The sequence below is a fragment of the Buttiauxella brennerae ATCC 51605 genome (genome assembly GCF_001654925.1).
GTDB classification, from domain to species: domain Bacteria; phylum Pseudomonadota; class Gammaproteobacteria; order Enterobacterales; family Enterobacteriaceae; genus Buttiauxella; species Buttiauxella brennerae.
Window position 1 is genome coordinate 34,196 of record NZ_LXER01000007.1, and the last position, 22,164, is coordinate 56,359.

The following is a 22,164-nucleotide window of genomic DNA, read 5'->3' on the forward strand; positions in this document are numbered from 1 at the left end:
TATGATTACCTTAACGGCTGCCGGAATGGTCAATGCATTGGGCAATAATCTTGACGAGATCGCCGCAAATTTGCAGGCAAACACCGCGCCGGGTATGGGGCTGGATACTGACGGCTGGTTGCAGCAGGGCGAGTGTTGGGTCGGGCGGGTGACGGGTGAGTTACCGGCTATTCCTGCCGATATGCCGCACTATAACAGCCGTAATAATCGTTTGTTGCTCGCGGCACTTGCACAAATTCGCCCGCAGGTTGATGAAGCCATCGCACGCTACGGAAACGAGCGTGTCGCGGTCATTCTAGGCACCAGCACTTCCGGGCTGGATGAAGGTGACCGCATGGTGAGCGCAAGCCACGCGGGCACGCCGTCTGCGGCTTATCGCTACGGTCAGCAGGAACTCGGCGACCCGTCGCGTTTTCTCAGTGACTACCTGCAATTGTTCGGCCCTGCGTTGACTATCTCAACGGCGTGTTCTTCCAGTGCGCGCGCGCTGATCACCGGTAAACGGTTGATTGAGTCGGGCATGGTCGATGCTGTTATCGTCGGCGGCGCTGATTCGCTGAGCCGTATGCCTATCAACGGTTTTGACAGCCTTGAGTCGTTGAGTAACGCGCGCTGTAAACCCTTTAGCGCCGGGCGCAACGGTATCACTATCGGTGAAGCTGGGGTGTTGATTTTACTGACCAAAGAGCCGGGAAAAGTGTGTTTGCTGGGGGTTGGCGAATCGTCAGATGCCTGGCATATGTCAGCACCACACCCGGAAGGCGTCGGGGCTGTTCGCGCCATTAAGATGGCGTTGCATGAGGCAAAACTCTCAGCCGAAGAGATTGGCTATATTAATATGCACGGCACCGCCACGCGTCTGAATGACGAAATTGAGTCGAAAGTGGTGAATCAAATTTTTGGTGAAAGCGTACCGGCGAGCTCCACTAAACACCTGACGGGCCATACATTAGGCGCTGCCGGGGCTTGTGAAGCGGTGCTGTGTTATCTGCTGCTGACGCGAAACTTGCTGTTGCCTGCGCAAGATTTCACTGACGCGCATCAAGACCTGACCCTCGCCGCATGTGGTTTACTCACCGCGCCACAACCATTCACTAAACCAATTATGCTTTCGAACTCATTTGCTTTTGGCGGTAATAATGCCTGCCTGATTTTTGGAGTTTCCCATGACTGATTTTCTTGCCCCCCATCACTATTTACCTCACGAAGCGCCAATGTGCCTGCTCGAATCGGTAGTGGCGGTGGAACAAGAAAGTGCGCATTGCCGGGTGACAGTCAACCGCGCTGGGGTGCTTGCACCGTTTTTAAATGCTGACGGTAATTTGCCCGGCTGGTTTGCCATTGAACTGATTGCCCAGACGGTGGGCGTGTGGTCAGGCTGGCATGCGATGAATAACGGTGAAGAAGCAAGCCTCGTCGGCATGCTGCTGGGCGGGCGCGGGATCCGCTGCCCGGCAGGAGCAATGGCTAATGATTTGGTGCTGGATTGTCACGTCACGCTGCTGATGCGTGATGAAAAGATTGGTAGTTTTGAAGGGCAAATTCTCGTAGACGGCAACGTACTGGCGAGCGGGCGAATTAATACTTATCAGCCTGATAATAAAGAATTAAAACAATTATTTTGATGGGATAGCAAGATGACACAAACGGTATTAGTAACCGGCGCCAGCAAGGGGATTGGCAAAGCAATAGCTCTGGGGCTAGCCGCTGACGGTTTTGCCGTGGTGGTGCATTATCATCGTGACGAAGCGGGCGCACTGGATACGCTTGAGCAAATAACGGCACAGGGCGGGACCGGGCGCGTGATGCAGTTTGATAGCGCTGACCGCAGCCAGTGCCGCAGCGTGATTGAATCTGACATCGAAACCCACGGCGCATATTGGGGCGTGGTCAACAACGCGGGTATGACTCGCGATGGCGCATTCCCGGCGTTAAGCGATGAAGACTGGGACGGCGTGATTCGTACCAATCTCGACAGTTTTTATAATGTGATTCAACCCTGTGTCATGCCAATGATTGGGCTGCGCAAAGGCGGGCGAATCATTACGCTCTCGTCGGTTTCTGGCCTGATGGGCAACCGGGGGCAAGTGAACTACAGCGCGGCAAAAGCGGGCATTATTGGTGCCACGAAAGCGCTGGCCATCGAACTGGCAAAGCGCAAAATCACCGTAAACTGTATTGCTCCGGGTTTGATTGATACCGGCATGATTGAGATGGAAGAGGCGGCGCTTACTGAAGCGATGCGTATGATTCCACTGCAACGTATGGGCCAGCCCGAAGAAGTGGCGGGACTTGCGCGTTACCTGATGTCACCTGTTGCGGGCTACGTTACGCGCCAGGTTATCTCCATCAATGGAGGTATGTTGTGATTCGCCGTGTGGTAGTGACCGGAATGGGCGGCGTGACGGCATTTGGTGATAACTGGCAGGATGTGGCCGCGGGTTTAAAGTCGGGTCAAAATGCTGTACGGCACATGCCTGAGTGGCAGGTTTACGATGGGCTGAACACTATGCTCGGTGCGCCGGTCGACAATTTTACCCTTCCTGAACATTACACACGTAAACGCATTCGGGCGATGGGGCGTGTTTCACTGCTTGCAACCAGAGCGACGGAGCTTGCGCTCATGCAGGCGGGTTTGCTGGACGATAAAATTCTTACCAGCGGCGATACGGGCATTGCCTACGGTTCTTCCACCGGCAGCACCGGGCCGGTGAGTGAATTTGCCACCATGCTGACCGAAAAACACACGCGCAATATCACCGGCACTACTTATGTGCAGATGATGCCGCACACTGCCGCCGTCAATACCGGGCTGTTCTTTGGTTTGCGAGGCCGTGTGATCCCAACATCCAGCGCCTGCACTTCCGGCAGTCAGGCGATTGGTTATGCCTGGGAAGCGATCCGCCATGGTTACCAGACCGTCATGGTGGCGGGTGGTGCGGAAGAGTTGTGCCCTTCTGAAGCGGCGGTGTTTGATACGCTGTTTGCCACCAGTCAGCGTAACGACCAGCCAAAGACCACGCCATCGCCGTTTGATAAACAGCGTGACGGGCTGGTGATTGGCGAAGGAGCGGGCACATTGATCCTTGAGGATCTTGATCATGCGCTGGCGCGTGGGGCACATATTTACGCTGAGATAGTCGGCTTCCATACTAACTGCGACGCCGCGCACATCACTCAGCCACAGAAAGAAACCATGCAAATCTGTATCGAGCGTGGCTTGCAGTCAGCAGGCGTTTCTGCCCGCGATATCGGCTATATCAATGCCCATGGCACCGCGACCGATCGTGGCGATATTGCTGAAAGCCATGCGACGGCGGCGATTTATGGTGCCAGTACGCCAATCTCATCACTGAAAAGCTACCTGGGCCATACGCTCGGGGCCTGTGGTGCGCTGGAAGCATGGATGAGTATCGAAATGATGCGCGAAGGCTGGTTTGCCGAAACACTGAATTTGACCGAACCGGATGAGGCGTGCGGCGAACTGGATTACATCATGGGTGGAGCCCGCAAAATTGATACTGAATTTGTGCAGAGCAACAATTTTGCCTTTGGTGGTATTAACACTTCGTTGGTGATGCGCCGTTGGCGGTAACAGGTTATCACCTGGCATTCGGTGATGTGGCGCGTTTGTCTGACGATGCGTGCGCCACACGCTGGCTGTCGCCTGAGCTGTTACAAGACGCGCCGGTGGGTGTGCGCCGTGCAGGCTGGCTGACCTCTCGAATCTTGCTGGCAAAGCTGCTGAACGACGGCCCGTTGCCTAAATTAGAACGGGCCACGCACGGCAAACCGTTTCATCCGTCGCTGCCCGCTTTTAATATCAGCAATAGCGCGGCAAGCGTTGCGGTGCTGGTGGGGGAAGGGGATGTCGGTTGTGACATAGAACAAATCCGCTCGCGTGCGCGCTTTATGGCGATTGCCCGTCATAGTTTTGGTGCACCGTTAAGCGACTGGCTGGAATCGTTGCCAGGCGATGAACAAATGCTGGAGTTCTGGCGCATGTGGACCGCGCACGAAGCGGTGCTCAAGCAACAAGGCGGGACGGTCTGGCAAATGAACCAGCTGGATTTGCCGCTCCACACCCTATGCCCGCCAGACCGTTATCTTCATCATGCTTGCATCGAAAATCGGCTGATCGCGTGTTGCGGCGAGCAGCCGTTTCCTGAAAGTTTTGCACCCGAGCTGATTATTGTTTAAGCGCCCAAATGTGATACACCCCATCAATCATCTCAGCCCCTTCCAACTCCTTCTCAAAGCCCGGGAATTTCTCGCCCCATTCGGCAATACTGCGGATGTATTGCAACCACGGTTCATCATTACTGCCAAAGCTCTCGCCGGGCATCACAATCGGGATCCCTGGTGGGTAAGGGATCACGCCGACGGCGGAAATACGCCCTGGTAATTGGTCGATTGGCAGATGATCTGCATTGCCCGCCATATGTTGCTGGAAGGCAACGCGCGGGCGTTTCACCGGTAGCGGAATATTGCCAAATGCCGCCGCCTGGAGTTTGTCCATCTGGCTGGTTTTCATGTAGTTAAACATCTCATCACACAGATCTTTTAGCCCCATTTCGGCATAACGCGCGGCATCGGCGCTGATAAGATCGGGTAAGCAGCGTTTTAGTGGCGTGTTGCTGTCGTAATCATCTTTGAACTCCAGCAACACGTTAATCAGCGTGCCCCATTTACCTTTGGTGACGCCAATGGAAAACAGGCACAGCACCATAAAATCAGTGGTACGCGACGGCACAATCCCACGCTCGCCAAGATACGCGGTGACCATTGCCGCAGGTATTCCGGACTCCAGCAGATTGCCGTCATCACCCATGCCTGGCGCCAGAATCCCGGCTTTAATCGGGTCGAGTAAACACCATTCATCTTCCAGCTGTTCAAAACCGTGCCATTTATCACCCGGCTTTAGCGTCCAGCAGGACGGATCGGTAGTGAGCTGCTCGCGTGACGCTTTCACAAACGGCACTTCGTTACCCGACGAATCGGTAATGGTTGGCGCATTCCACGGTGTGAAAAACCAGTCGTTATTTTTGGCAAAGGCGGCATGCACTTTCGCCAGCGCAAGACGGAAATCCACCGCTTCAACGATCACTTCCTGGGTCAGCGCTTCACCCTGGCCGCCATCCATCATCGCCGCCCCAATTTCGTTGGAGGCGATAATGGCGTACAGCGGTGAAGTGGTGGCTTGCAGCATATACGACTCGTTAAAGCGCGAATGTTCGACCGGTTTTTTACCGTTGCGGATGTGGATATAAGAAGATTGCGAAAGGGCGGCCAATAGTTTGTGCGTTGAATGGGTGGCGAAAACAGTCGGTCCGCTGCTGTCAAAATCTTTCGGATCGCCACGCATCGCAAAGCGGCCTTCATACATTGGGTTAAAGCGGGCATACGCATACCAGGCTTCATCAAAGTGAATCTGGTCAACACTCTGCGCCAGCAACTCCTGTGCCGCTTCGGCGTGGTAACACATACCGTCATAAGTACAGTTTGTCACTACCGCATACACCGGTTTGTCGCTCACCACTTCATGTTTCAGCGGGTTAGCATCAATCGCCGCACGAATGCTTTCCGGCGTGAACTGGCGCTTAGGAATCGGCCCGATAATGCCAAAGCGGTTGCGCGTCGGCACAAAATAGACCGGCAGCGCACCGGTCATCACTAAGCCTTGCTCGATGGATTTATGGCAGTTGCGGTCGCATAGCGCGATTTCAAATTCGCCCACCACCGCTTGCATAATCGCGCGGTTAGAACCCGACGTGCCGTTTAACACCGAATAACTACGGTGTGCGCCAAACACCTCGGCGGCGTAGGTTTCAGAGGCTTTAATCGGCCCGCTGTGGTCAAGCAACGACCCCATGGCAGCACGTTCGATACCAGTATCTGTGCGGAACAGATTCTCGCCAAAGAAATCGAGAAACTCACGGCCAACCGCTGATTTGGTAAACGCTACACCGCCCTGGTGGCCAGGTGCGGCCCATGAATATTCCGGGTTTTCTAAGGTGTAATTGAATAATGCGCGCGTGAAAGGTGGCAGTAATTGTTGATAATAACGCTGAATAAGAGAGCGTGCCCTGGCGGCAATAAACTCGGCGGTGTCTTCGTGCATCCAGACGAACTCATTCACCAGCCGCATGGAGTCGAGCGTCAGCGTATCGACGCAAGAGTGCTCGGCCATTAACAGCACCGGCACGCTTTTATTGCGACGGCGAATGGTTTGCAGGAGAGCAAAAGCCTGGCTGTGGGATTCATCGTCATTGCCGCCGGAAGTCCAGTCCACAAAGATGCAGCACAGCGAGGCATCGGACGTAACCGTCGCGATGCCATCCTCAAAGGTTGCAGCTGAAATTACGGCAAAGTTGTTTTCTTCCAGCGCCTCGATAAGCTCGGCCACTGCGCGCCCGTTGGCGGTGTTAACGTCCTGAATGCTGCTGTCGACCACCAGAATTTTGCGTTTTTGGTGTGTGCCTAAATCAAGCATAACGAACTCCTGTTAATCGTTAACCACGGGTTTATCCAGCGGGTAGGGGTTTTTATGGCGACGGTTGTAGTTCACGGTGTACATCGCAGTAATCACCATAATGGCAACAAACGACCACATCACTTCAGTCGCGCCTGTACCCACCACAGCCCAGATACAGTAAATAAAGGCAATCAGCGTAATAAACAGGAAAGGTAGGCGTTGGTTGCCCAAATGCCCCTGGCCGACCAGCATTAATGCCGCACAGGTGTAGATATAAGGCACCAGTGTGAATATCACTGAAACTGACGAAACGACGGCAAATTGCGATGTGGCATCCGGTGAAATACTGGCAAGCTGGAAGATGGTCATCAGCACGCCAACAATCAGTAGACCCGCAACCGGAGTCTGATCTTTATTCACTTTGGCGAAAATAGGTGGGAACAGACCATCATCGGCGGCAGCTTTCGCCGTTTGTCCGGCAAGCAATGTCCATCCGCCGAGGCTGCCTAAACAACCCGCTGCGGCACAGAACGAAACAATTGCTCCAGCCGTTGGCCCCATCGCCATGCGTGCGGCATCACCAAATGGCGAGGCAGAAAGTCTCAGCTCGGCGTTAGGGATCATGCCCATAATGGCAGTACTGGAAAGCACGTAACAAACAGCGGCTATCAATACTCCGCCAATGGTGGCAATGGGCACGTTGCGTTTGGGATTTTTCACTACCGCTGCGGCAACCGAGGCGCTCTCAACACCGATAAATGACCACAGCGTGACGCTTAAAGTACTCTGAATCGCGCCAAAAGTGCCTTTGCCGCTGACGTTCCAGGCTTCCATATAGGTGTCGCTTTTAAACCAGAACCAGCCTAAGACGGCGACGGCGACTATTGGGATCAGTGCCAGAATAGTGGCGACCGCCTGCACGCGGGTGATCATTTTCGGGCCAACAATATTGAGTCCGACAAACAGCCACAAAATGGCAATACAGGTCACGGTAAGCGGCCAGGGCTGGTTGAGCATCGGGAAAAAATAGCTGAGATAACCGACGCCAATCACCACCATCGCGACGTTACCTATCCAACAAGCAAGCCAGTAAAGCAGATTGGTTTGATAGCCGAGGAACGGGCCAAATGCGCGGCGGGCATAAGCGTAAGAACCGCCGGGGCTGTCATCGAGCGATGACATTTTGGCGTACACCATCGACAACGATATCGCGCCGATAATCGTCACCATCCAGCCAAAAATGGCAATCCCTCCCGTTGCTGCCAGGTTTGCCGGGAGCAGGAAAACCCCCGAACCCATGATATTGCCTGCCACCATTAACATCACCGGGACCAACCCGACTTTTTGCGCTTCACTAGCCATAGAACCTCTCCTGAAACGAAAGTAACCACCGAAATGCATAAAACACACATTTCGGATCTCATTTTTTGCAGCGTAAACGCCTTCTACAGATGCGGCTGCAGATAAAAAATGTGTCAGGTGTAACGGATCTTATTTGTAGATAACGAGAAAAAATCAGAGGTTAGGGGATGTCGTGAAATCCTCAGGAAGTGATATACGTCTGCTGTTCGGTAAGTTTAGACTACTATCAAAGACTAACTGGAGAATTCCCAATGAGCGAAAGAATGTCGGTGATACAAGGTGATATCACCCGCGTTGAAGTTGACGTGATAGTGAATGCCGCAAACCCATCGTTGATGGGAGGTGGTGGTGTTGATGGGGCTATTCATCATGCTGCAGGGCCTGCTTTATTGGCAGCCTGTGAAGTGATTCGTCGCCAGCAGGGTGACTGTGCGCCCGGACACGCGGTGATTACCGAGGCGGGAAATATTCCGGTTAAGGCCGTTATTCACGCAGTTGGCCCGGTCTGGCACGGGGGCGATGAACACGAAGCCGAATTGCTTGAACAAACCTATCGTAATAGTCTCGATTTGGCGGCTGCCAATGGCTATCGCACCATTGCGTTTCCTGCCATCAGCACGGGTGCATACGGTTATCCAAAAGAACAAGCCGCAAAAATAGCTGTCGATACGGTGTATCGCTATATCGGCCTGCGCCCCCTACCTGAACAAGTGGTTTTTGTCTGTTTTGACGACGAAAACACCCGCATTTATCAACAACTTCTTGCCCAGCTCTAGCATGAAGAACCACCATGCTACGCGTCTTGGGAGAGCGATTACCCCAACGACGGCTGAACACCCTGGGCTTAGCGGGATTCACCCGCTTGCAGATAGTCTTGATGCTTTTGCGGCGCGCTATCTGCTGTGTGGCATGGCGGAGAAGAGTCTCGATGTGCAGTATTACATCTGGCAGGATGATATGTCCGGGCGGCTGTTATTTAGCGCGTTACTGGCTGCGGCTGACCGCGGGGTGAAAGTGCGGCTGTTGCTTGACGATAACAACACCAACGGGCTGGATGGTATTTTAGAGTTGCTTAATGCTCACCCGCAGATTGAAATCCGCCTGTTTAATCCCTTTTCGTTTCGCCTGATTCGCGCCTTTGGCTACCTGACCGACTTTGCCCGTCTTAACCGTCGTATGCATAACAAAACCTTCACCGTTGATGGTGAAACCACCATTATTGGCGGGCGTAACGTCGGTGACGCTTACTTTGGTGTGGGTAAACAACCGCTGTTTTCAGACTTAGATGTGTTGGCCGTCGGCCCGGTTGTCGGCGAAGTCAGCCAGGATTTTCTGCGTTACTGGGAAAGTTCATGTGTGTCGACGCTGGAAAAAGTGCTGGATGTTGACGCCGATGCCCTGCAGCAACGGGTGCAATTGCCGGAAGACTGGCGTAACGACCCGATGGCGCGCCGGTATCTGGACCGCCTCACGACCAGCCAGTTTGCGACCAATCTGGTCGCCCGCACGCTGGAAATGTATTGGGCGAAAACGCGCTTACTCAGCGATGACCCGCGTAAGGGGCAGGGCAGAGCCCGCAACCACACGTTACTGCCGCAACGCCTGATGAATGTGATTGGTATGCCTGAGCGTGAGATAGACATTATTTCAGCCTATTTTGTGCCCACTCGCGCGGGTATTGCGCAAATCTTGGGGCTTGTGCGTAAAGGGGTAAAAATAGCAATCCTGACTAACTCACTGGCCGCCAACGATGTGGCGGTAGTTCATGCTGGTTATGCGCGTTGGCGCAAAAAACTGATGCGCCACGGGGTCGAGCTTTATGAGTTAAAGCCCGAACAAGATGTCCTGCGCAGACCACATGACCGTGGCTTAACAGGGAATTCAGGTTCCAGCCTGCATGCCAAAACGTTTAGTGTGGATAAACAAAAGGTGTTTATCGGCTCATTTAATTTTGACCCACGTTCCGCAATGCTCAATACCGAGATGGGTTTTGTAATTGAAAGTGAGGCGCTGGCACAGGATATTCACCAGCGTTTTACCCAAAGTCAGAAAGAGAATGCCTGGGCGCTGCGTCTGGATAAGTGGGGGCGAGTGAATTGGGTGGAAAATAGTGAAGGCAAAGAAATCGTCTGGAAGAAAGAGCCGCACACCCGTTTTTGGCAACGGGTGTTGGTTAGGTTGGTGTATCGACTACCTATTGAGTGGCTTCTATAAAACTCTTCATACTTCAAGCCGCAGCTGTGTTGGCTGCACTCACAAACCCCAGTCACTTACCTAAGTAAGCTCCTGGGGATTTGCTCCCTGGCCGCCTTGCTGCAACTCGAATTATTTTGAGTTTATTCTTTGTTTGTTGATCGGGTTAACTCGTCACTTTAACTGCCACATTCTGCGGCTTGCCTGAGAACAGGAAGCGCAGCAGCGGGATACGCAGGTGGATTTCATAGAGAATCACGGCGATCCCCACGACAAAAATCAACCCGGTGATAAAGCCCAGCGCATTTGAGGCGATATGCGGCGTGATATACGCGCCAAAGAAGAGAGTCAGCGGGTGGTGAACCAGGTAAATAAACAGCGATGCGTTCACGAAATAGGTAACACGTTTCGACTGGAAGTTAAGCAGCTTATGGCCGAGTGAGAAAACCACGTTGACCATCCACAAGCCCAGCACCATGGTAATCACGCTCTCGGTTTCATACATCCAGGCATCGCCGCTACCGTACCGCTGGTTCAGCAAATAGGCACAAAAGGCCAGTGCTGCACCCACTGCGCAAAATGGCGATGGTGTGGTAAACAGCGCTTTTAGCTGTGGGCGCACGAACAACATTGCACCCAGCAGGAAGAATGGTAGATAAAAGAGCGTCTGCATCACTACAAAGTTAAACAACCCATCACTTAATATTGGCGAGTAAATAATAAAAATCGTGCGGCGAATTGCGCCGTATAAGATGCCAAACCCGAGGAAAGCGAGTGAGAGCTTTCCTAAAGTTAATGATGATTGTCTATTTTCAGAGCCTGGAGCAAGGCGTGCTTTCATTTGCTGGAAGACAAATAAACACAATGTGGTCAGTACCACCATCACTAACAAGAACCACAAATGGGAGACCAGTTCCCAGACTAGCGTGTTGTATTTTTCGTATGGGGTCAGACCCGGCCAGTTTTTTGCTTTGTCATTGACATGCTGCAGCATTAAAAATTGCGGTAGCGTCAGTAATGGAATGGCGGTGAGCATTGGGATGCCGACACGCTCTACACGCACCTTCCACCAGCGTTTTAGCGGGTAGCGCAAAAAAAGCATGTAAGAGAAGTAGCCTGAAATGACAAAAAACACCTGCATACGAAAGGCGTGAATAAAATCATTAAACAGGGTTAAACCCCACGAGGCTTCTGTGCTGTTGACATGCCACTGATGGCTTGAATAGATGAGCGAGATATGGAACGGGATACCCAGAAGCATTAACCAGGCCCGAATTGAATCCAGGAAAAACTCGCGTTGTTGTGGTGCTTTACTCATAATACTCCAGACATTATCGGACGAATCGCCTTATCCTTAAGAACATATCCCAATAGGCTTGAAGTCCCGAACGGTATCAATTCCGTGGCAACCCTACACTAACCGTGCCATCCTGTCTCCAGGACGCACTCCGAAAGCGTAAGCAGTTGTCTTTTTTTGCTTAAAGGCTGAGCCAGCGCGCTGAACAATGCGGGTAATTGGTTGTCGGAAAGCAGAAGTTTCCATTAAAATGGATTGGATTGATTTAAGCACACAAAGGGGGATGTGCTGGTTAATATGAAACATAAACTAAAAATGATGAAAATGTGTGGGCTCGGTGCTGCAGTCATGCTGTCACTTTATACCACCTCGGTTTGGGCCTTCACCATCGATGATGTCGCAAAACAAGCGAAAACATTAGCGGGCAAAAGCTACGAAGCACCGAAAAGCAATCTGCCTTCGCTCTTCCGCGACATGAAGTATGCGGATTATCAGCAGATCCAGTTCAATCACGATAAAGCCTACTGGAGCAAGTTAAAGACCCCATTTAAGCTTGAGTTTTATCATCAGGGTATGTACTTCGACACCCCTGTTGCTATCAATGAAGTGACAGCAACAGCGGTTCATAAGATCAAGTACAACCCGGATTACTTTAATTTTGGTGATGTAAAACACGATAAAGACACGGTGAAAGATCTTGGCTTCGCCGGGTTCAAAGTGCTCTATCCGATCAACAGCAAAGATAAGAACGACGAAATTGTCAGCATGCTCGGGGCGAGTTACTTCCGTGTGATTGGCTCAGGTCAGGTTTATGGCCTGTCTGCTCGTGGTTTGGCAATCGATACAGCTTTGCCTTCTGGCGAAGAGTTCCCACGTTTCCGTGAATACTGGATTGAGCGCCCGAAAGCAGGCGACAAAACGCTGACCCTCTATGCGTTGCTCGATTCCCCACGTGCAACGGGTGCGTATCGCTTTGTGATTACCCCAGGGCGTGACACCGTAGTCAACGTACAGTCGAAAGTTTATCTGCGCGATAAAGTCGGCAAACTGGGCGTTGCTCCACTGACCAGTATGTTCTTGTTTGGGCCGCATCAGCCTTCACCAAGCACTAACTTCCGTCCTGAATTGCATGACTCTAACGGTCTGTCTATCCACGCCGGTAACGGTGAATGGATTTGGCGTCCGCTGAACAACCCGAAACATCTGGCCGTGAGTTCGTTCGCGACAGAAAATCCGGTTGGCTTTGGTCTGCTGCAACGTGGCCGCCAGTTCTCTCGTTTTGAGGATCTGGACGATCGTTACGATCAGCGCCCAAGTGCATGGGTCGCGCCGCAAGGTGATTGGGGTAAAGGTCGCGTTGAACTGGTTGAAATCCCAACCAACGACGAAACCAATGACAACATCGTGGCTTACTGGACTCCGGATCAACTCCCGGAACCTGGTAAAGAGATGAACTTCAAGTACACCATTACCTTTAGCCGTGATGAAGACAAAATGCATGCGCCTGATAACGCATACGTTGCGCAGACTCGCCGCTCTACCGGTGATGTGAAACGGTCTAATCTGATTCGCCAGCCTGACGGCACGATTGCGTTTGTTCTGGATTACGTCGGTGCGGACATGAAAAAACTGCCGCAAGATACGCCGGTAACCGCGCAAACCAGCATTGGTGACAATGGTGAAATCGTTGACAGCCAGGTACGCTACAACCCAGTCACTAAAGGCTGGCGTTTGACCGTACGTGTGAAAGTCAAAGATGACAAGAAACCGACTGAAATGCGTGCAGCGCTGGTCAATGGTGATCAAACGTTGAGCGAAACCTGGAGCTACCAGCTACCTGCCAATGAATAAGTTTACTGATACCGCGTCTGATTATATTGATGCACTTCCGCTTTCTGCTGCGCAGAAGGCGGCTCTACCTGCATCGGATTTGCAAGCGGTGCATGAGGCGCTTGATGCGCAAGGGCACCACTATGACAGAGCCGATGATTCCCCCCTCGCCTCGGTAAAGGCCCGGCTTGAAGCAAGCTGGCCTGGATCGTTGGGTGGTGAGCAACTGATTGAGGACGAAGAAGGGCGTACACAGCTGCAGGCAATGCCGAAAGCGACACGTGCTTCTATGTTCCCCGATCCGTGGCGCACCAACCCGATTGGTCGTTTCTGGGATCGTTTACGCGGGCGTGAAGTTAACCCTCGCTACATGTCGAAAGAAGAGGCTGACGCTGAGCAGAAATGGCGTACCGTCGGAACCATCCGTCGTTACATCCTGCTGCTGCTGACCATTTCTCAGACTGTAGTGGCAACCTGGTATATGAAGTCCATTCTTCCTTACCAGGGCTGGGCACTGATCAACCCTTCCGACATGATTGGCCAGGATCTCTGGGTTTCGTTTATGCAGCTACTGCCGTATGTGCTGCAAACGGGCATTTTGATTCTGTTCGCCATCCTGTTCTGTTGGGTTTCTGCCGGTTTCTGGACCGCGTTGATGGGCTTCCTCCAGCTACTGATGGGCAAGGATAAATACAGTATCTCTGCCTCTACAGTGGGTGATGAGCCAATCGACCCGGCGAACCGTACCGCGTTGATTATGCCTATCTGTAACGAAGACGTAGACCGCGTATTTGCGGGCCTGCGTGCGACGTGGGAGTCGGTCAAAGCAACCGGCCAACAGCAGCACTTCGATGTTTACATCTTAAGCGACAGCTACAACCCGGATATCTGTGTTGCCGAGCAAAAAGCGTGGATGGAACTTATCAACGAAGTGCAGGGCGAAGGGCAGATTTTCTACCGTCGTCGTCGTCGTCGTGTGAAGCGTAAAAGCGGCAACATTGATGACTTCTGCCGCCGCTGGGGTAACCAGTACAGCTACATGGTGGTGTTGGATGCTGACTCCGTCATGAGCGGCGACTGCCTGACCAACCTTGTACGCCTGATGAATGCTAACCCGAACGCGGGCATCATTCAGTCTTCACCAAAAGCGTCTGGTATGGACACGCTGTATGCACGTTGCCAGCAGTTTGCGACACGTGTTTACGGGCCGCTGTTTACTGCGGGTCTGCACTTCTGGCAGTTGGGCGAATCCCACTACTGGGGTCACAATGCGATTATCCGCGTTAAGCCATTCATTGAGCACTGTGCGTTAGCACCGCTGCCGGGTGAAGGCTCGTTCGCCGGTTCCATCCTGTCTCACGACTTCGTGGAAGCAGCGCTGATGCGCCGTGCGGGTTGGGGTGTGTGGATTGCCTATGACTTGCCTGGTTCTTATGAAGAACTGCCACCGAACTTGCTGGATGAACTCAAGCGTGACCGCCGCTGGTGTCACGGTAACTTGATGAACTTCCGTCTGTTCCTGGTAAAAGGCATGCACCCGGTTCACCGTGCGGTATTCCTGACGGGCGTAATGTCTTATCTGTCTGCTCCGTTGTGGTTTATGTTCCTCGCATTATCAACTGCGTTGCAGGTGGTGCATGCGTTGACGGAGCCACAATACTTCCTGCAACCACGCCAGTTGTTCCCGGTGTGGCCGCAGTGGCGTCCGGAGTTGGCGATTGCGTTGTTTGCGTCCACCATGGTGCTGCTGTTCTTGCCTAAGTTGCTCAGTATCATTCTGATTTGGTGCAAAGGCTCGAAAGAGTTCGGCGGTTTCCTGCGCGTAACACTCTCACTGCTACTGGAAGTGCTGTTCTCTGTGCTGCTGGCACCGGTGCGTATGCTGTTCCACACCGTGTTTGTGGTCAGTGCGTTCCTCGGGTGGGAAGTGGTCTGGAACTCTCCGCAGCGTGATGATGACTCAACCCCGTGGGGCGAAGCATTTATGCGCCACGGTTCTCAGCTGCTGCTGGGTCTGGTGTGGGCAGTCGGCATGGCGTGGCTGGATTTGCGCTTCCTGTTCTGGCTTGCGCCAATCGTGTTCTCACTGATTCTGTCGCCGTTTGTGTCGGTGATTTCGAGCCGTGCGACCATCGGTTTGCGTACTAAACGCTGGAAGTTGTTCCTGATCCCGGAAGAGTATTCTCCTCCGCAGGTGCTGGTGGATACCGATAACTACCTGAAGCTGAACCGCAGCCGTACGCTGGATGATGGCTTTATGCACGCGGTGTTTAACCCGTCGTTTAATGCCCTGGCAACCGCAATGGCAACGGCGCGTCACCGTGCCAGTCAAGTGCTGGAAATTGCACGAGATCGCCATGTTGAGCAGGCTCTGAATGAAACACCAGAGAAGCTGAACCGCGACCGACGCCTGGTGCTGTTAAGCGACCCGGTGACCATGTCTCGTCTGCATTACCGTGTGTGGTCTAACCCGGAGCGTTACTCTTCCTGGGTTGATAACTACAAAACGGTTAGCCTGAACCCTGAGGCATTACCGACGAAGTAAAGCGTCAAACGTGTAGAGAATGCCGGCCTTCGGGTCGGCATTTTTTTGCGCTCAAGAGACGGATGGTTATACTCTGGCCGGAAATGACAGGAGAGAAAATGTGTTAAGAGCAATAGTCGTGATAATGATAGCCTGCGTATTGAGTGGCTGTGGCAGTATTATCAGCCGTGCAGTACCGGGGCAGGGACATGGTAACCAGTATTACCCCGGTGTGCAGTGGGATGTACGTGATAGCGCCTGGCGTTATATCACGGTACTCGATTTGCCGTTTTCACTGGTATTCGACACCCTGTTGCTGCCCATTGATGCCAGCCACGGGCCCTATGAATAAGCGTTAACGTTCATCCCATTCATCAGCCGCAGTCTGCCCTTCCTCGGTATCCAGCGGCGGCTCGAGTTGAAATTCACCTTCGTCCCACTCATGTAACGTGTTTTCTTCGATCCATTCCTGACGTAACTCGATTTCATCAAAGTCACCATCAAACACGCTTTGTGCCGCCTCACCGCTCAGCATCGGGAAACATTCGCCATCTTCGCTGTCATCCGCAAAGAACTCGGCTTGCCACATGATGTCGCCATCCTGAAGAATGTACTTCTGAATGTTCAGTTGCTGAACACTGGCACTCTCTTCTTCAAGCTCGGGGTTATCTACAAGGAAAAGCTCGCGTGCAGCGTCAATGGCCTCTTCCAGCGTTGCGTATAGACTCATACTCATCTCCTTTTGTTACAGGTCAGGGAGCACGCGCTCCGGTGCAATTTCAAGTTAATTGTTGACGCTCTTCGCAAAGTTGCAAGTATGAGATTTAATCCTCGTCGTACTTCGAGTTGTCTCTTTGTTGGCTGCGTTCACTCACCCCAGTCACTTACTTTAGTAAGCTCTTGGGGATTCTTTCACTTGCCGCCGTGATTCAACTCGAATTACTTAGAGGATTAGAGGATTAGAGGGTTAGAGGATTTGAGAGTTACTCTTCCAAAATACGGGTACGAGCGATGGGGCGGCGCAGGGTAATCCATGAGTAAAGCGCGTTAAACAGTACGACACAGGCGGTGACTAAAAACACCGTGCGGAAGCCGTAACTGGCTGAGACTGCCGCCCCAACTAACGGGCCGGTGACGTTGCCAATATCACGGAAAGATTGGTTGTAACTAAAGATACGCCCGGCAATCTGGTTGCTGGAGTTATAGACCAGCAGCGTTTGAACGGCAGGCAGCAACGCACCATCGGCCGCGCCGAGCAGGAAGCGGAGTACACCGAGTTGCATGGGCGTTTGTACCATCGACATCGGGATCAGTAGCAGCACTGAAATAACCAGTGCGCAGATTAAAATTCTCTCCGGCCCAATGCGGTCCCCCAATTTACCCAGCCGCGGTGCGCTAATCAGAGCGGCCACACCAGGAACAGAAGCTATCATGCCGCTGATAAACGCCAGATTGCTGACATTACCCGCCAGTTCGCGCACGTAGAGCGTCAGAATCGGCGCAATCGAACCGGTCGCGACCTGAATAATCATGGTGGTGACAAACAGGCTCAACACCAGTTTGGGGTTTTTAAGTGAAGTGAACACCTGGCGTGCGTGCAGCATGTCTTTTTTGTTCACAGGGGTGAATTGTTCGCGAATACAGAAAAGCGTAAAGACAAAGCAGGTAAACAAAACGGCTGCGGTGATGAAAAACACCGGGCGCAAGCCGTAAGTATCCGCCAGAAAACCACCGATCATCGGCCCGAGAAGCGCACCACTTACACCACCCGTTGATAATGTGCCCAGAGCCCAGCCACTTTTATGGCGTGGGACCTGCGTGGCTATCAGTGCGTTGGCGTTGGGCACAAACCCACCCAACAAGCCTAGCAGTGCGCGAAGCGCCAGAAACTGCCAGATATTGCTCGCAAAGCCCATCAGCACCATCACGATGGACATCCCTAGCGCGGAACGCAGCAGCATGATTTTGCGGCCTTTGCGGTCGGCAAGCCCGCCCCAGAAAGGTGATGCAATCGCTGAGAACAAAAAGGTAATGCTGAAAACGATACCGGACCACATGTTCAGAGCACTGTGGCCGGTCACGCCAAGGTATTCGACATAGAGCGGAAGGAAAGGCATGACCAGGCTAAATGCGACACCGGTAAGAAAACATCCAAGCCATGCGACGGTGAGGTTTCGTTTCCAGTTAATAGTGCTAGTGCTCTCAGGGAGAGTCATAAAACTCCAGTTCGGTACAAAGAAGATGTGCGGGTGAATTATTACCTTGCTAATTATGCGCCTGTAAGCGCCGGGGAGGCAACGTTTCTGAAACCCTGGTTTAGAACGATTTAGGGCAACTTAGCGTCACCCTATGACTGAATCGAATAGTGGGGTTAGTAGCGTGGAGGCACGCCTTCAGGGCGAGTTTTAAAGCGGCGATGCAGCCACATATATTGCTCCGGAGCCATCATAATGCACTGCTCGATAATTTTATTCATCCACAACGCAGTGCCTTCCGGTGTATCCAGCGGTGGCGAAAACTCAGCGGGCAGAATAATCAGCTCGTAACCTTTACCGTCTGGCTTGCGGCGCGGCACCATCGGGACAATGGCTGCACCTGACATGCGTGCCAGCGTGTAGGTACCGGTGGTTGTCGCCGCCTGATCAACGCCAAAGAATGGCACAAAAACACTGCTGCGCGGGCCATAGTCATGGTCTGGTGCATACCAGATGATTTCACCCTTTTTCAGCGCCCGGATCATGCCTTTAATATCTTTACGGTCGATCATGCTTTTGTTTGAACGCATGCGGCCCCAGGTTTGCAGCCAGTCCAGCAGGGGGTTGTCGTTCGGGCGGTAAACGCCGATGCCAGGGGTATTCATGCCAAACATGCGTGCGCCTAACTCAAGCGTCAGGAAGTGAATACCAATCAACAGTACGCCGCGTTTGGCTGCTTGTACCGCGTGAATTTGCTCAACGCCGCTGACGTCACACCAGCGTTGGATACGCGATGTTGGCCAGAACCAGGCGATGCCAGTCTCCATCAGGCCAAGGCCGACGGACTCAAAGTTTTTTTCCAGATAATACTCGCGCTCTTCTGCGGTTTTGTGGGGGAAGGCGAGTTCAAGATTGCGGCGTGTAATTCTGACGCGGCGTTTCATAAAGCGCCTGGCGAGTTGGCCAAGGCCACGGCCAAGTCGATAAATCACAGGGTAAGGGAGAAGAGTAATTAGGTAGAGTAAGCCAATCCCAAACCAAATTCCCCAATAGCGGGGGTGAAGCAGTGCGCGCGAGAATTGCGGTAAGTTCGTCATGTAAAACCTATAGTGACGGCAAATGCCGGATCTTCTTGAGTAGGACTATTGTGACACTTTTTGCGGGTCAGCCAAAATTAACAGCAGCGGAGTGACTGATAAATCATCAGTTGTTGCTTGTGATAAAGGTTGATGAAGGAAATGTAGCGCAAAATGCAGGGATGTAAATTAACGATAATTGCTTTATGATGCCGCCCACTTTTTTCTTATCAACGATAGCGAGCGAACACCATGCCAGTGTTACACAACCGTATATCGAATGATGAACTGCGTGCGCGTATGTTGGCTGAAGAAGAGCCACGCACAACTATCTCATTCTATAAGTATTTCACCATTGAAGAAGCTCAGAAGACGCGTGACGCGCTTTATCAGGCGTTTATCGCGCTGAATGTGTTTGGCCGTGTCTATCTCGCACATGAAGGGATTAACGCGCAAATCAGTGTGCCGCAAAGCCGGGTAGATGCGTTCCGTGAAACGCTTTACGGTTTTCACCCTGCGCTCAATGGCGTGCGTCTGAACATTGCGCTTGAAGATGACGGCAAGTCGTTTTGGGTGCTGCGCATGAAAGTGCGTGACCGTATCGTGGCTGACGGGATTGATGACCCATCATTCGACGCCAGCAACGTTGGCTCGTATCTCAAGGCCGCTGACGTTAACGCGATGCTCGACGACCCGGAAGCGGTGTTTATCGACATGCGTAACCACTACGAATACGAAGTGGGCCATTTCCACGATGCGCTGGAGATCCCGGCGGATACTTTCCGTGAGCAGTTACCCAAAGCGGTAGACATGCTCCAGGATGACAAAGACAAGAAGATTGTCATGTATTGCACTGGCGGCATTCGTTGTGAGAAAGCCAGTGCCTGGATGCTGCACAACGGTTTTAAAAACGTTTACCACATTGAAGGCGGGATTATCGAGTACGCCAGACGTGCGCGTGAGCAAGGGATACCGGTGCGTTTTGTCGGTAAAAACTTTGTTTTTGATGAGCGTATGGGCGAGCGAATTTCTGATGATGTGATTGCCCATTGCCACCAGTGCGGCACGTCATGTGACAGCCACACAAACTGCAAAAATGACGGCTGCCATTTGCTGTTTATTCAGTGCCCGAGCTGTGCTGAGAAATTTGCTGGTTGTTGCAGCGAGATTTGTCGCGAGGAGCTGGCGCTGTCACCAGAAGAACAGCGCCGTCGTCGTGCTGGTCGCGAAAACGGTAACAAGATCTTCAATAAATCGCGTGGTGCGCTCAATACCACGTTGGGGATCCCCGATCCCGAGTAACTTTTCGGGTGGATGTCGCTTACGCTAATCCACCCGACACAACGTGATTTTATTTAAACCGCGAAAGCGAGAATGGCGTCAGGTCAAAGCCAGGCTCATTGCCCAGTGCGAATTTGCAGGCAATCTCCCCCAGTACCGATGCAAATTTAAACCCATGCCCACTCAGTCCGGTGATCACCAGCGTATTGTCATGGCCTGGTAGGGTATCAATTATAAAATCTTCATCTGGCGACATATCGTAAGTGCAGGCCGCACCGTGCATGCAGACACCCACGCCCGGCATCACCTGGCGTAAGAAACTGAACACTTCACTGCCATCGGTGGCGATAGCGCCGAACGGCTTGCGCTGATGTGGCTCAGAAATGGTTTGCCCGCCGTTATGCTTGCCGAGCTTCAATTCATTATCTTCACCGGCCGGGAAACCATAATACTGGCTACCATCGGGCAATTGCGCGGTGAACGCCGGGAAATTGTTTTTCTCGCTATAGCGCCCATCAGCCTGATGCCAGCTAAATATTTTACGCACCGGGGTAACAGGCAGTTCTGGCAACAGTTTCGTGACCCAGGTTCCGGCGCTGACCAATAGCTTATCGGCGGTAAATTCGCCTTCAGGCGTGACCACAGCTACGCCGTCTGCCGTATGGCGGATATCCGTCACCGGGCAATTAAACAGCTGTGCACATCCCCCCTGGTTTGCCAGACGAATATAAGTCTCTACGGCGATTTCGCTGCGCAGCACGCCGGAATCAGGCTCAAACAGACCAAGGTAATTTTCCGGAACGGTAAGCTGGGGCCAACGAGTCATCACTTCTTGCGCTGTCAGTGTTTCAAGCGGCAGTGACCAGGTTTGTGCGCTGCTTTGTACCGTCGAAATAAACGCTGAATCTGCGGGGCCGAGGTTAATCACCCCGGTGCGATGAAAGAGTTTCTCGCCGCTGATTTCCTGTAACGCATCCCAAAGTGCCTGAGCACGCAAAACCAGTGGCACATACTTTTCCCCCTCGCCATAAGCGTGGCGCATCAGGCGAGTATCGCCATGGTGGCTGCCTTGCTGGTGGGGAGGATGGTTGCTGTCAATCATGAGAACGTTCAGGCCGGAGTGAGTGGCATAGCACCCGGCGGCCGCGCCGACAGAACCACTACCGACGATGATAAGGTCATAATGCATGATGCTTCTCTCTTCTGTCTGGCAAAAAGTAAATAGCAGGTTAATTAATTCTCGGCCGACTGGCAATTGAGCGCGGCCTGAGTAATAAAAAAGGCACCTCTACGGTGCCTTGCGTTATTTGGGTAGCATCGAAAATCAATGCTTACGATAATCGTTTACCTGGTAATCACTGGATTCAATCTTAGCAATCCCGGCTTCTAAAATAGAAATAAATTGCCGGGCAACATCCGTGGTCAGCCATAAAGTTTGACCGATTTCAGTTTCGTCGTGCTTTTGCGTATTCGAGGTCAGGTAGTGCAGGCGAAGCATCAGCGCATCGTAGCTATCAACGGTGCTGATGTCCCATCCGATAAGGGGATGGGTCTGGATAACATCACTATTTTTTTCCATCATAACCCCTTTTATACGTGTGTTTAAGACAACGGTTCGTGAGGTTTAATGCTTGTTTAATGTGAAGCCAGTTAAGTATATCAATGATTAAGCTATTTCGACGGATAAATAAATACCCTGCAACACTTTTTTTACATAAACGTGTTTAATTGGACAATAAATCGGCAGCTTATTCTTTATTGAATCAGGACATTCTGAGTATTGAGGGTTAGTGGGAAATAATTTAAGGAGTGAAATGCAGGCAATTAAAAAAACCGGATGGCGACACCCGGCATAAAAATAAACAACGAGGGAATTATTTATCAGAAATGAGCAGCGACTCGATACTAAGCCGATCACCTTCCATGATGAG

At 52.3% G+C, this 22,164-nt stretch carries 19 protein-coding genes; 11 read left to right on the plus strand and 8 right to left on the minus strand.

All coding sequences use genetic code 11. The annotated features are described in order from the left end of the window. Window position 1: 1 nt before the first annotated feature. The 5 genes from M975_RS04655 to M975_RS04675 are packed head-to-tail and all read left to right on the plus strand — an operon-like array spanning window position 2 to window position 4,200. Window positions 2–1,174: a beta-ketoacyl-[acyl-carrier-protein] synthase family protein gene (locus M975_RS04655; protein ID WP_064557711.1), complete on the plus strand. Its 1,173-nt coding sequence runs from the start codon at window positions 2–4 to the stop codon at window positions 1,172–1,174. After that, window positions 1,167–1,625, plus strand: coding sequence for a hotdog family protein (locus M975_RS04660; RefSeq protein WP_064557712.1), 459 nt, complete (start codon window positions 1,167–1,169; stop codon window positions 1,623–1,625). Before M975_RS04655 ends, M975_RS04660 begins: the two co-directional genes overlap by 8 nt. 12 nt (window positions 1,626–1,637) lie before the next feature. Beyond that, window positions 1,638–2,369 carry a 3-ketoacyl-ACP reductase FabG2 gene (locus M975_RS04665; protein ID WP_064557713.1) on the plus strand — a complete coding sequence of 244 codons (732 nt, stop codon included), beginning with the start codon at window positions 1,638–1,640 and terminating at the stop codon, window positions 2,367–2,369. After that, complete coding sequence (locus M975_RS04670; RefSeq protein ID WP_064557714.1) at window positions 2,366–3,595, plus strand: beta-ketoacyl-ACP synthase; 1,230 nt, start codon at window positions 2,366–2,368, stop codon at window positions 3,593–3,595. The genes M975_RS04665 and M975_RS04670 overlap by 4 nt, the downstream gene beginning before the upstream one ends. After that, entirely contained in the window at window positions 3,586–4,200 is a 615-nt protein-coding gene (locus tag M975_RS04675) for a 4'-phosphopantetheinyl transferase superfamily protein (RefSeq protein WP_064557715.1), read from the plus strand. The genes M975_RS04670 and M975_RS04675 overlap by 10 nt, the downstream gene beginning before the upstream one ends. On the opposite strand, the gene M975_RS04680 is transcribed toward M975_RS04675, so the two are convergent. Together M975_RS04680 and adiC are read right to left on the minus strand one after the other, a co-directional pair. Next, on the minus strand, window positions 4,190–6,493 hold the full coding sequence (locus M975_RS04680) for an Orn/Lys/Arg family decarboxylase (protein ID WP_064557716.1): 2,304 nt from the start codon (window positions 6,491–6,493) through the stop codon (window positions 4,190–4,192). The genes M975_RS04675 and M975_RS04680 overlap by 11 nt on opposite strands. 12 nt (window positions 6,494–6,505) lie before the next feature. After that, window positions 6,506–7,837, minus strand: coding sequence for an arginine/agmatine antiporter (gene adiC / locus M975_RS04685; RefSeq protein WP_064557717.1), 1,332 nt, complete (start codon window positions 7,835–7,837; stop codon window positions 6,506–6,508). 251 nt (window positions 7,838–8,088) lie between these two features. Here adiC and ymdB point away from each other — a divergent pair, with 251 nt between their 5' ends. Together ymdB and M975_RS04695 are read left to right on the plus strand one after the other, a co-directional pair. Next, the gene (gene ymdB, locus M975_RS04690) at window positions 8,089–8,613 is read left to right on the plus strand and encodes an O-acetyl-ADP-ribose deacetylase (RefSeq protein WP_064557718.1); all 525 of its coding nucleotides are present in this window, start codon (window positions 8,089–8,091) and stop codon (window positions 8,611–8,613) included. Continuing rightward, window positions 8,564–10,051 (plus strand): phospholipase D family protein, encoded by a 1,488-nt coding sequence (locus M975_RS04695; RefSeq protein ID WP_425338991.1) that lies wholly within the window; start codon window positions 8,564–8,566, stop codon window positions 10,049–10,051. The genes ymdB and M975_RS04695 overlap by 50 nt, the downstream gene beginning before the upstream one ends. A gap of 145 nt (window positions 10,052–10,196) precedes the next feature. Here the strand turns inward: M975_RS04695 and mdoC are convergent, their stop codons facing one another. Continuing rightward, window positions 10,197–11,348: a glucans biosynthesis protein MdoC gene (gene mdoC, locus M975_RS04700; RefSeq protein WP_064557719.1), complete on the minus strand. Its 1,152-nt coding sequence runs from the start codon at window positions 11,346–11,348 to the stop codon at window positions 10,197–10,199. Between the two features lie 294 nt (window positions 11,349–11,642). On the opposite strand from mdoC, the gene mdoG reads away from it, so the two are divergent. From mdoG to M975_RS04715, 3 genes are all read left to right on the plus strand, one after another. Beyond that, complete coding sequence (gene mdoG / locus M975_RS04705) at window positions 11,643–13,178, plus strand: glucans biosynthesis protein MdoG (protein ID WP_157093329.1); 1,536 nt, start codon at window positions 11,643–11,645, stop codon at window positions 13,176–13,178. After that, complete coding sequence (gene mdoH, locus M975_RS04710; protein WP_064557720.1) at window positions 13,171–15,702, plus strand: glucans biosynthesis glucosyltransferase MdoH; 2,532 nt, start codon at window positions 13,171–13,173, stop codon at window positions 15,700–15,702. Before mdoG ends, mdoH begins: the two co-directional genes overlap by 8 nt. A 112-nt stretch (window positions 15,703–15,814) precedes the next feature. Further along, window positions 15,815–16,033 (plus strand): YceK/YidQ family lipoprotein, encoded by a 219-nt coding sequence (locus M975_RS04715; protein WP_374941789.1) that lies wholly within the window; start codon window positions 15,815–15,817, stop codon window positions 16,031–16,033. A 3-nt stretch (window positions 16,034–16,036) separates the two neighbouring features. Here the strand turns inward: M975_RS04715 and M975_RS04720 are convergent, their stop codons facing one another. The 3 genes from M975_RS04720 to M975_RS04730 all read right to left on the minus strand — a co-directional run bounded on the left by M975_RS04720 (window position 16,037) and on the right by M975_RS04730 (window position 18,973). Beyond that, window positions 16,037–16,411 carry a MysB family protein gene (locus M975_RS04720; protein ID WP_064557722.1) on the minus strand — a complete coding sequence of 125 codons (375 nt, stop codon included), beginning with the start codon at window positions 16,409–16,411 and terminating at the stop codon, window positions 16,037–16,039. 253 nt (window positions 16,412–16,664) lie between these two features. Then, window positions 16,665–17,897, minus strand: coding sequence for a multidrug efflux MFS transporter MdtG (mdtG, locus tag M975_RS04725; protein WP_064557723.1), 1,233 nt, complete (start codon window positions 17,895–17,897; stop codon window positions 16,665–16,667). 155 nt (window positions 17,898–18,052) lie between these two features. Continuing rightward, window positions 18,053–18,973: a Kdo(2)-lipid IV(A) acyltransferase gene (locus M975_RS04730; protein WP_064557724.1), complete on the minus strand. Its 921-nt coding sequence runs from the start codon at window positions 18,971–18,973 to the stop codon at window positions 18,053–18,055. Window positions 18,974–19,204: 231 nt separating this feature from the next. On the opposite strand from M975_RS04730, the gene trhO reads away from it, so the two are divergent. Continuing rightward, window positions 19,205–20,254 carry an oxygen-dependent tRNA uridine(34) hydroxylase TrhO gene (trhO, locus tag M975_RS04735; protein ID WP_064557725.1) on the plus strand — a complete coding sequence of 350 codons (1,050 nt, stop codon included), beginning with the start codon at window positions 19,205–19,207 and terminating at the stop codon, window positions 20,252–20,254. A gap of 49 nt (window positions 20,255–20,303) precedes the next feature. Here the strand turns inward: trhO and solA are convergent, their stop codons facing one another. Together solA and bssS are read right to left on the minus strand one after the other, a co-directional pair. Continuing rightward, the gene (gene solA / locus M975_RS04740; RefSeq protein ID WP_064557726.1) at window positions 20,304–21,422 is read right to left on the minus strand and encodes an N-methyl-L-tryptophan oxidase; all 1,119 of its coding nucleotides are present in this window, start codon (window positions 21,420–21,422) and stop codon (window positions 20,304–20,306) included. A gap of 135 nt (window positions 21,423–21,557) precedes the next feature. Next, window positions 21,558–21,812, minus strand: coding sequence for a biofilm formation regulator BssS (bssS, locus tag M975_RS04745; RefSeq protein ID WP_034456211.1), 255 nt, complete (start codon window positions 21,810–21,812; stop codon window positions 21,558–21,560). Window positions 21,813–22,164 lie beyond the last annotated feature (352 nt).

Excerpts from the sequence above, each read along its gene's own strand:
- M975_RS04655 (WP_064557711.1), top strand. The coding sequence starts at position 2 with ATGATTACCTTAACGGCTGCCGGAATGGTCAATGCATTGGGCAATAAT.
- M975_RS04660 (WP_064557712.1), top strand. The coding sequence starts at position 1,167 with ATGACTGATTTTCTTGCCCCCCATCACTATTTACCTCACGAAGCGCCA.
- M975_RS04665 (WP_064557713.1), top strand. The coding sequence starts at position 1,638 with ATGACACAAACGGTATTAGTAACCGGCGCCAGCAAGGGGATTGGCAAA.
- M975_RS04680 (WP_064557716.1), bottom strand. The coding sequence starts at position 6,493 with ATGCTTGATTTAGGCACACACCAAAAACGCAAAATTCTGGTGGTCGAC.
- adiC (WP_064557717.1), bottom strand. The coding sequence starts at position 7,837 with ATGGCTAGTGAAGCGCAAAAAGTCGGGTTGGTCCCGGTGATGTTAATG.
- ymdB (WP_064557718.1), top strand. The coding sequence starts at position 8,089 with ATGAGCGAAAGAATGTCGGTGATACAAGGTGATATCACCCGCGTTGAA.
- mdoC (WP_064557719.1), bottom strand. The coding sequence starts at position 11,348 with ATGAGTAAAGCACCACAACAACGCGAGTTTTTCCTGGATTCAATTCGG.
- mdoG (WP_157093329.1), top strand. The coding sequence starts at position 11,643 with ATGATGAAAATGTGTGGGCTCGGTGCTGCAGTCATGCTGTCACTTTAT.
- mdoH (WP_064557720.1), top strand. The coding sequence starts at position 13,171 with ATGAATAAGTTTACTGATACCGCGTCTGATTATATTGATGCACTTCCG.
- M975_RS04720 (WP_064557722.1), bottom strand. The coding sequence starts at position 16,411 with ATGAGTCTATACGCAACGCTGGAAGAGGCCATTGACGCTGCACGCGAG.
- mdtG (WP_064557723.1), bottom strand. The coding sequence starts at position 17,897 with ATGACTCTCCCTGAGAGCACTAGCACTATTAACTGGAAACGAAACCTC.
- M975_RS04730 (WP_064557724.1), bottom strand. The coding sequence starts at position 18,973 with ATGACGAACTTACCGCAATTCTCGCGCGCACTGCTTCACCCCCGCTAT.
- trhO (WP_064557725.1), top strand. The coding sequence starts at position 19,205 with ATGCCAGTGTTACACAACCGTATATCGAATGATGAACTGCGTGCGCGT.
- solA (WP_064557726.1), bottom strand. The coding sequence starts at position 21,422 with ATGCATTATGACCTTATCATCGTCGGTAGTGGTTCTGTCGGCGCGGCC.
- bssS (WP_034456211.1), bottom strand. The coding sequence starts at position 21,812 with ATGGAAAAAAATAGTGATGTTATCCAGACCCATCCCCTTATCGGATGG.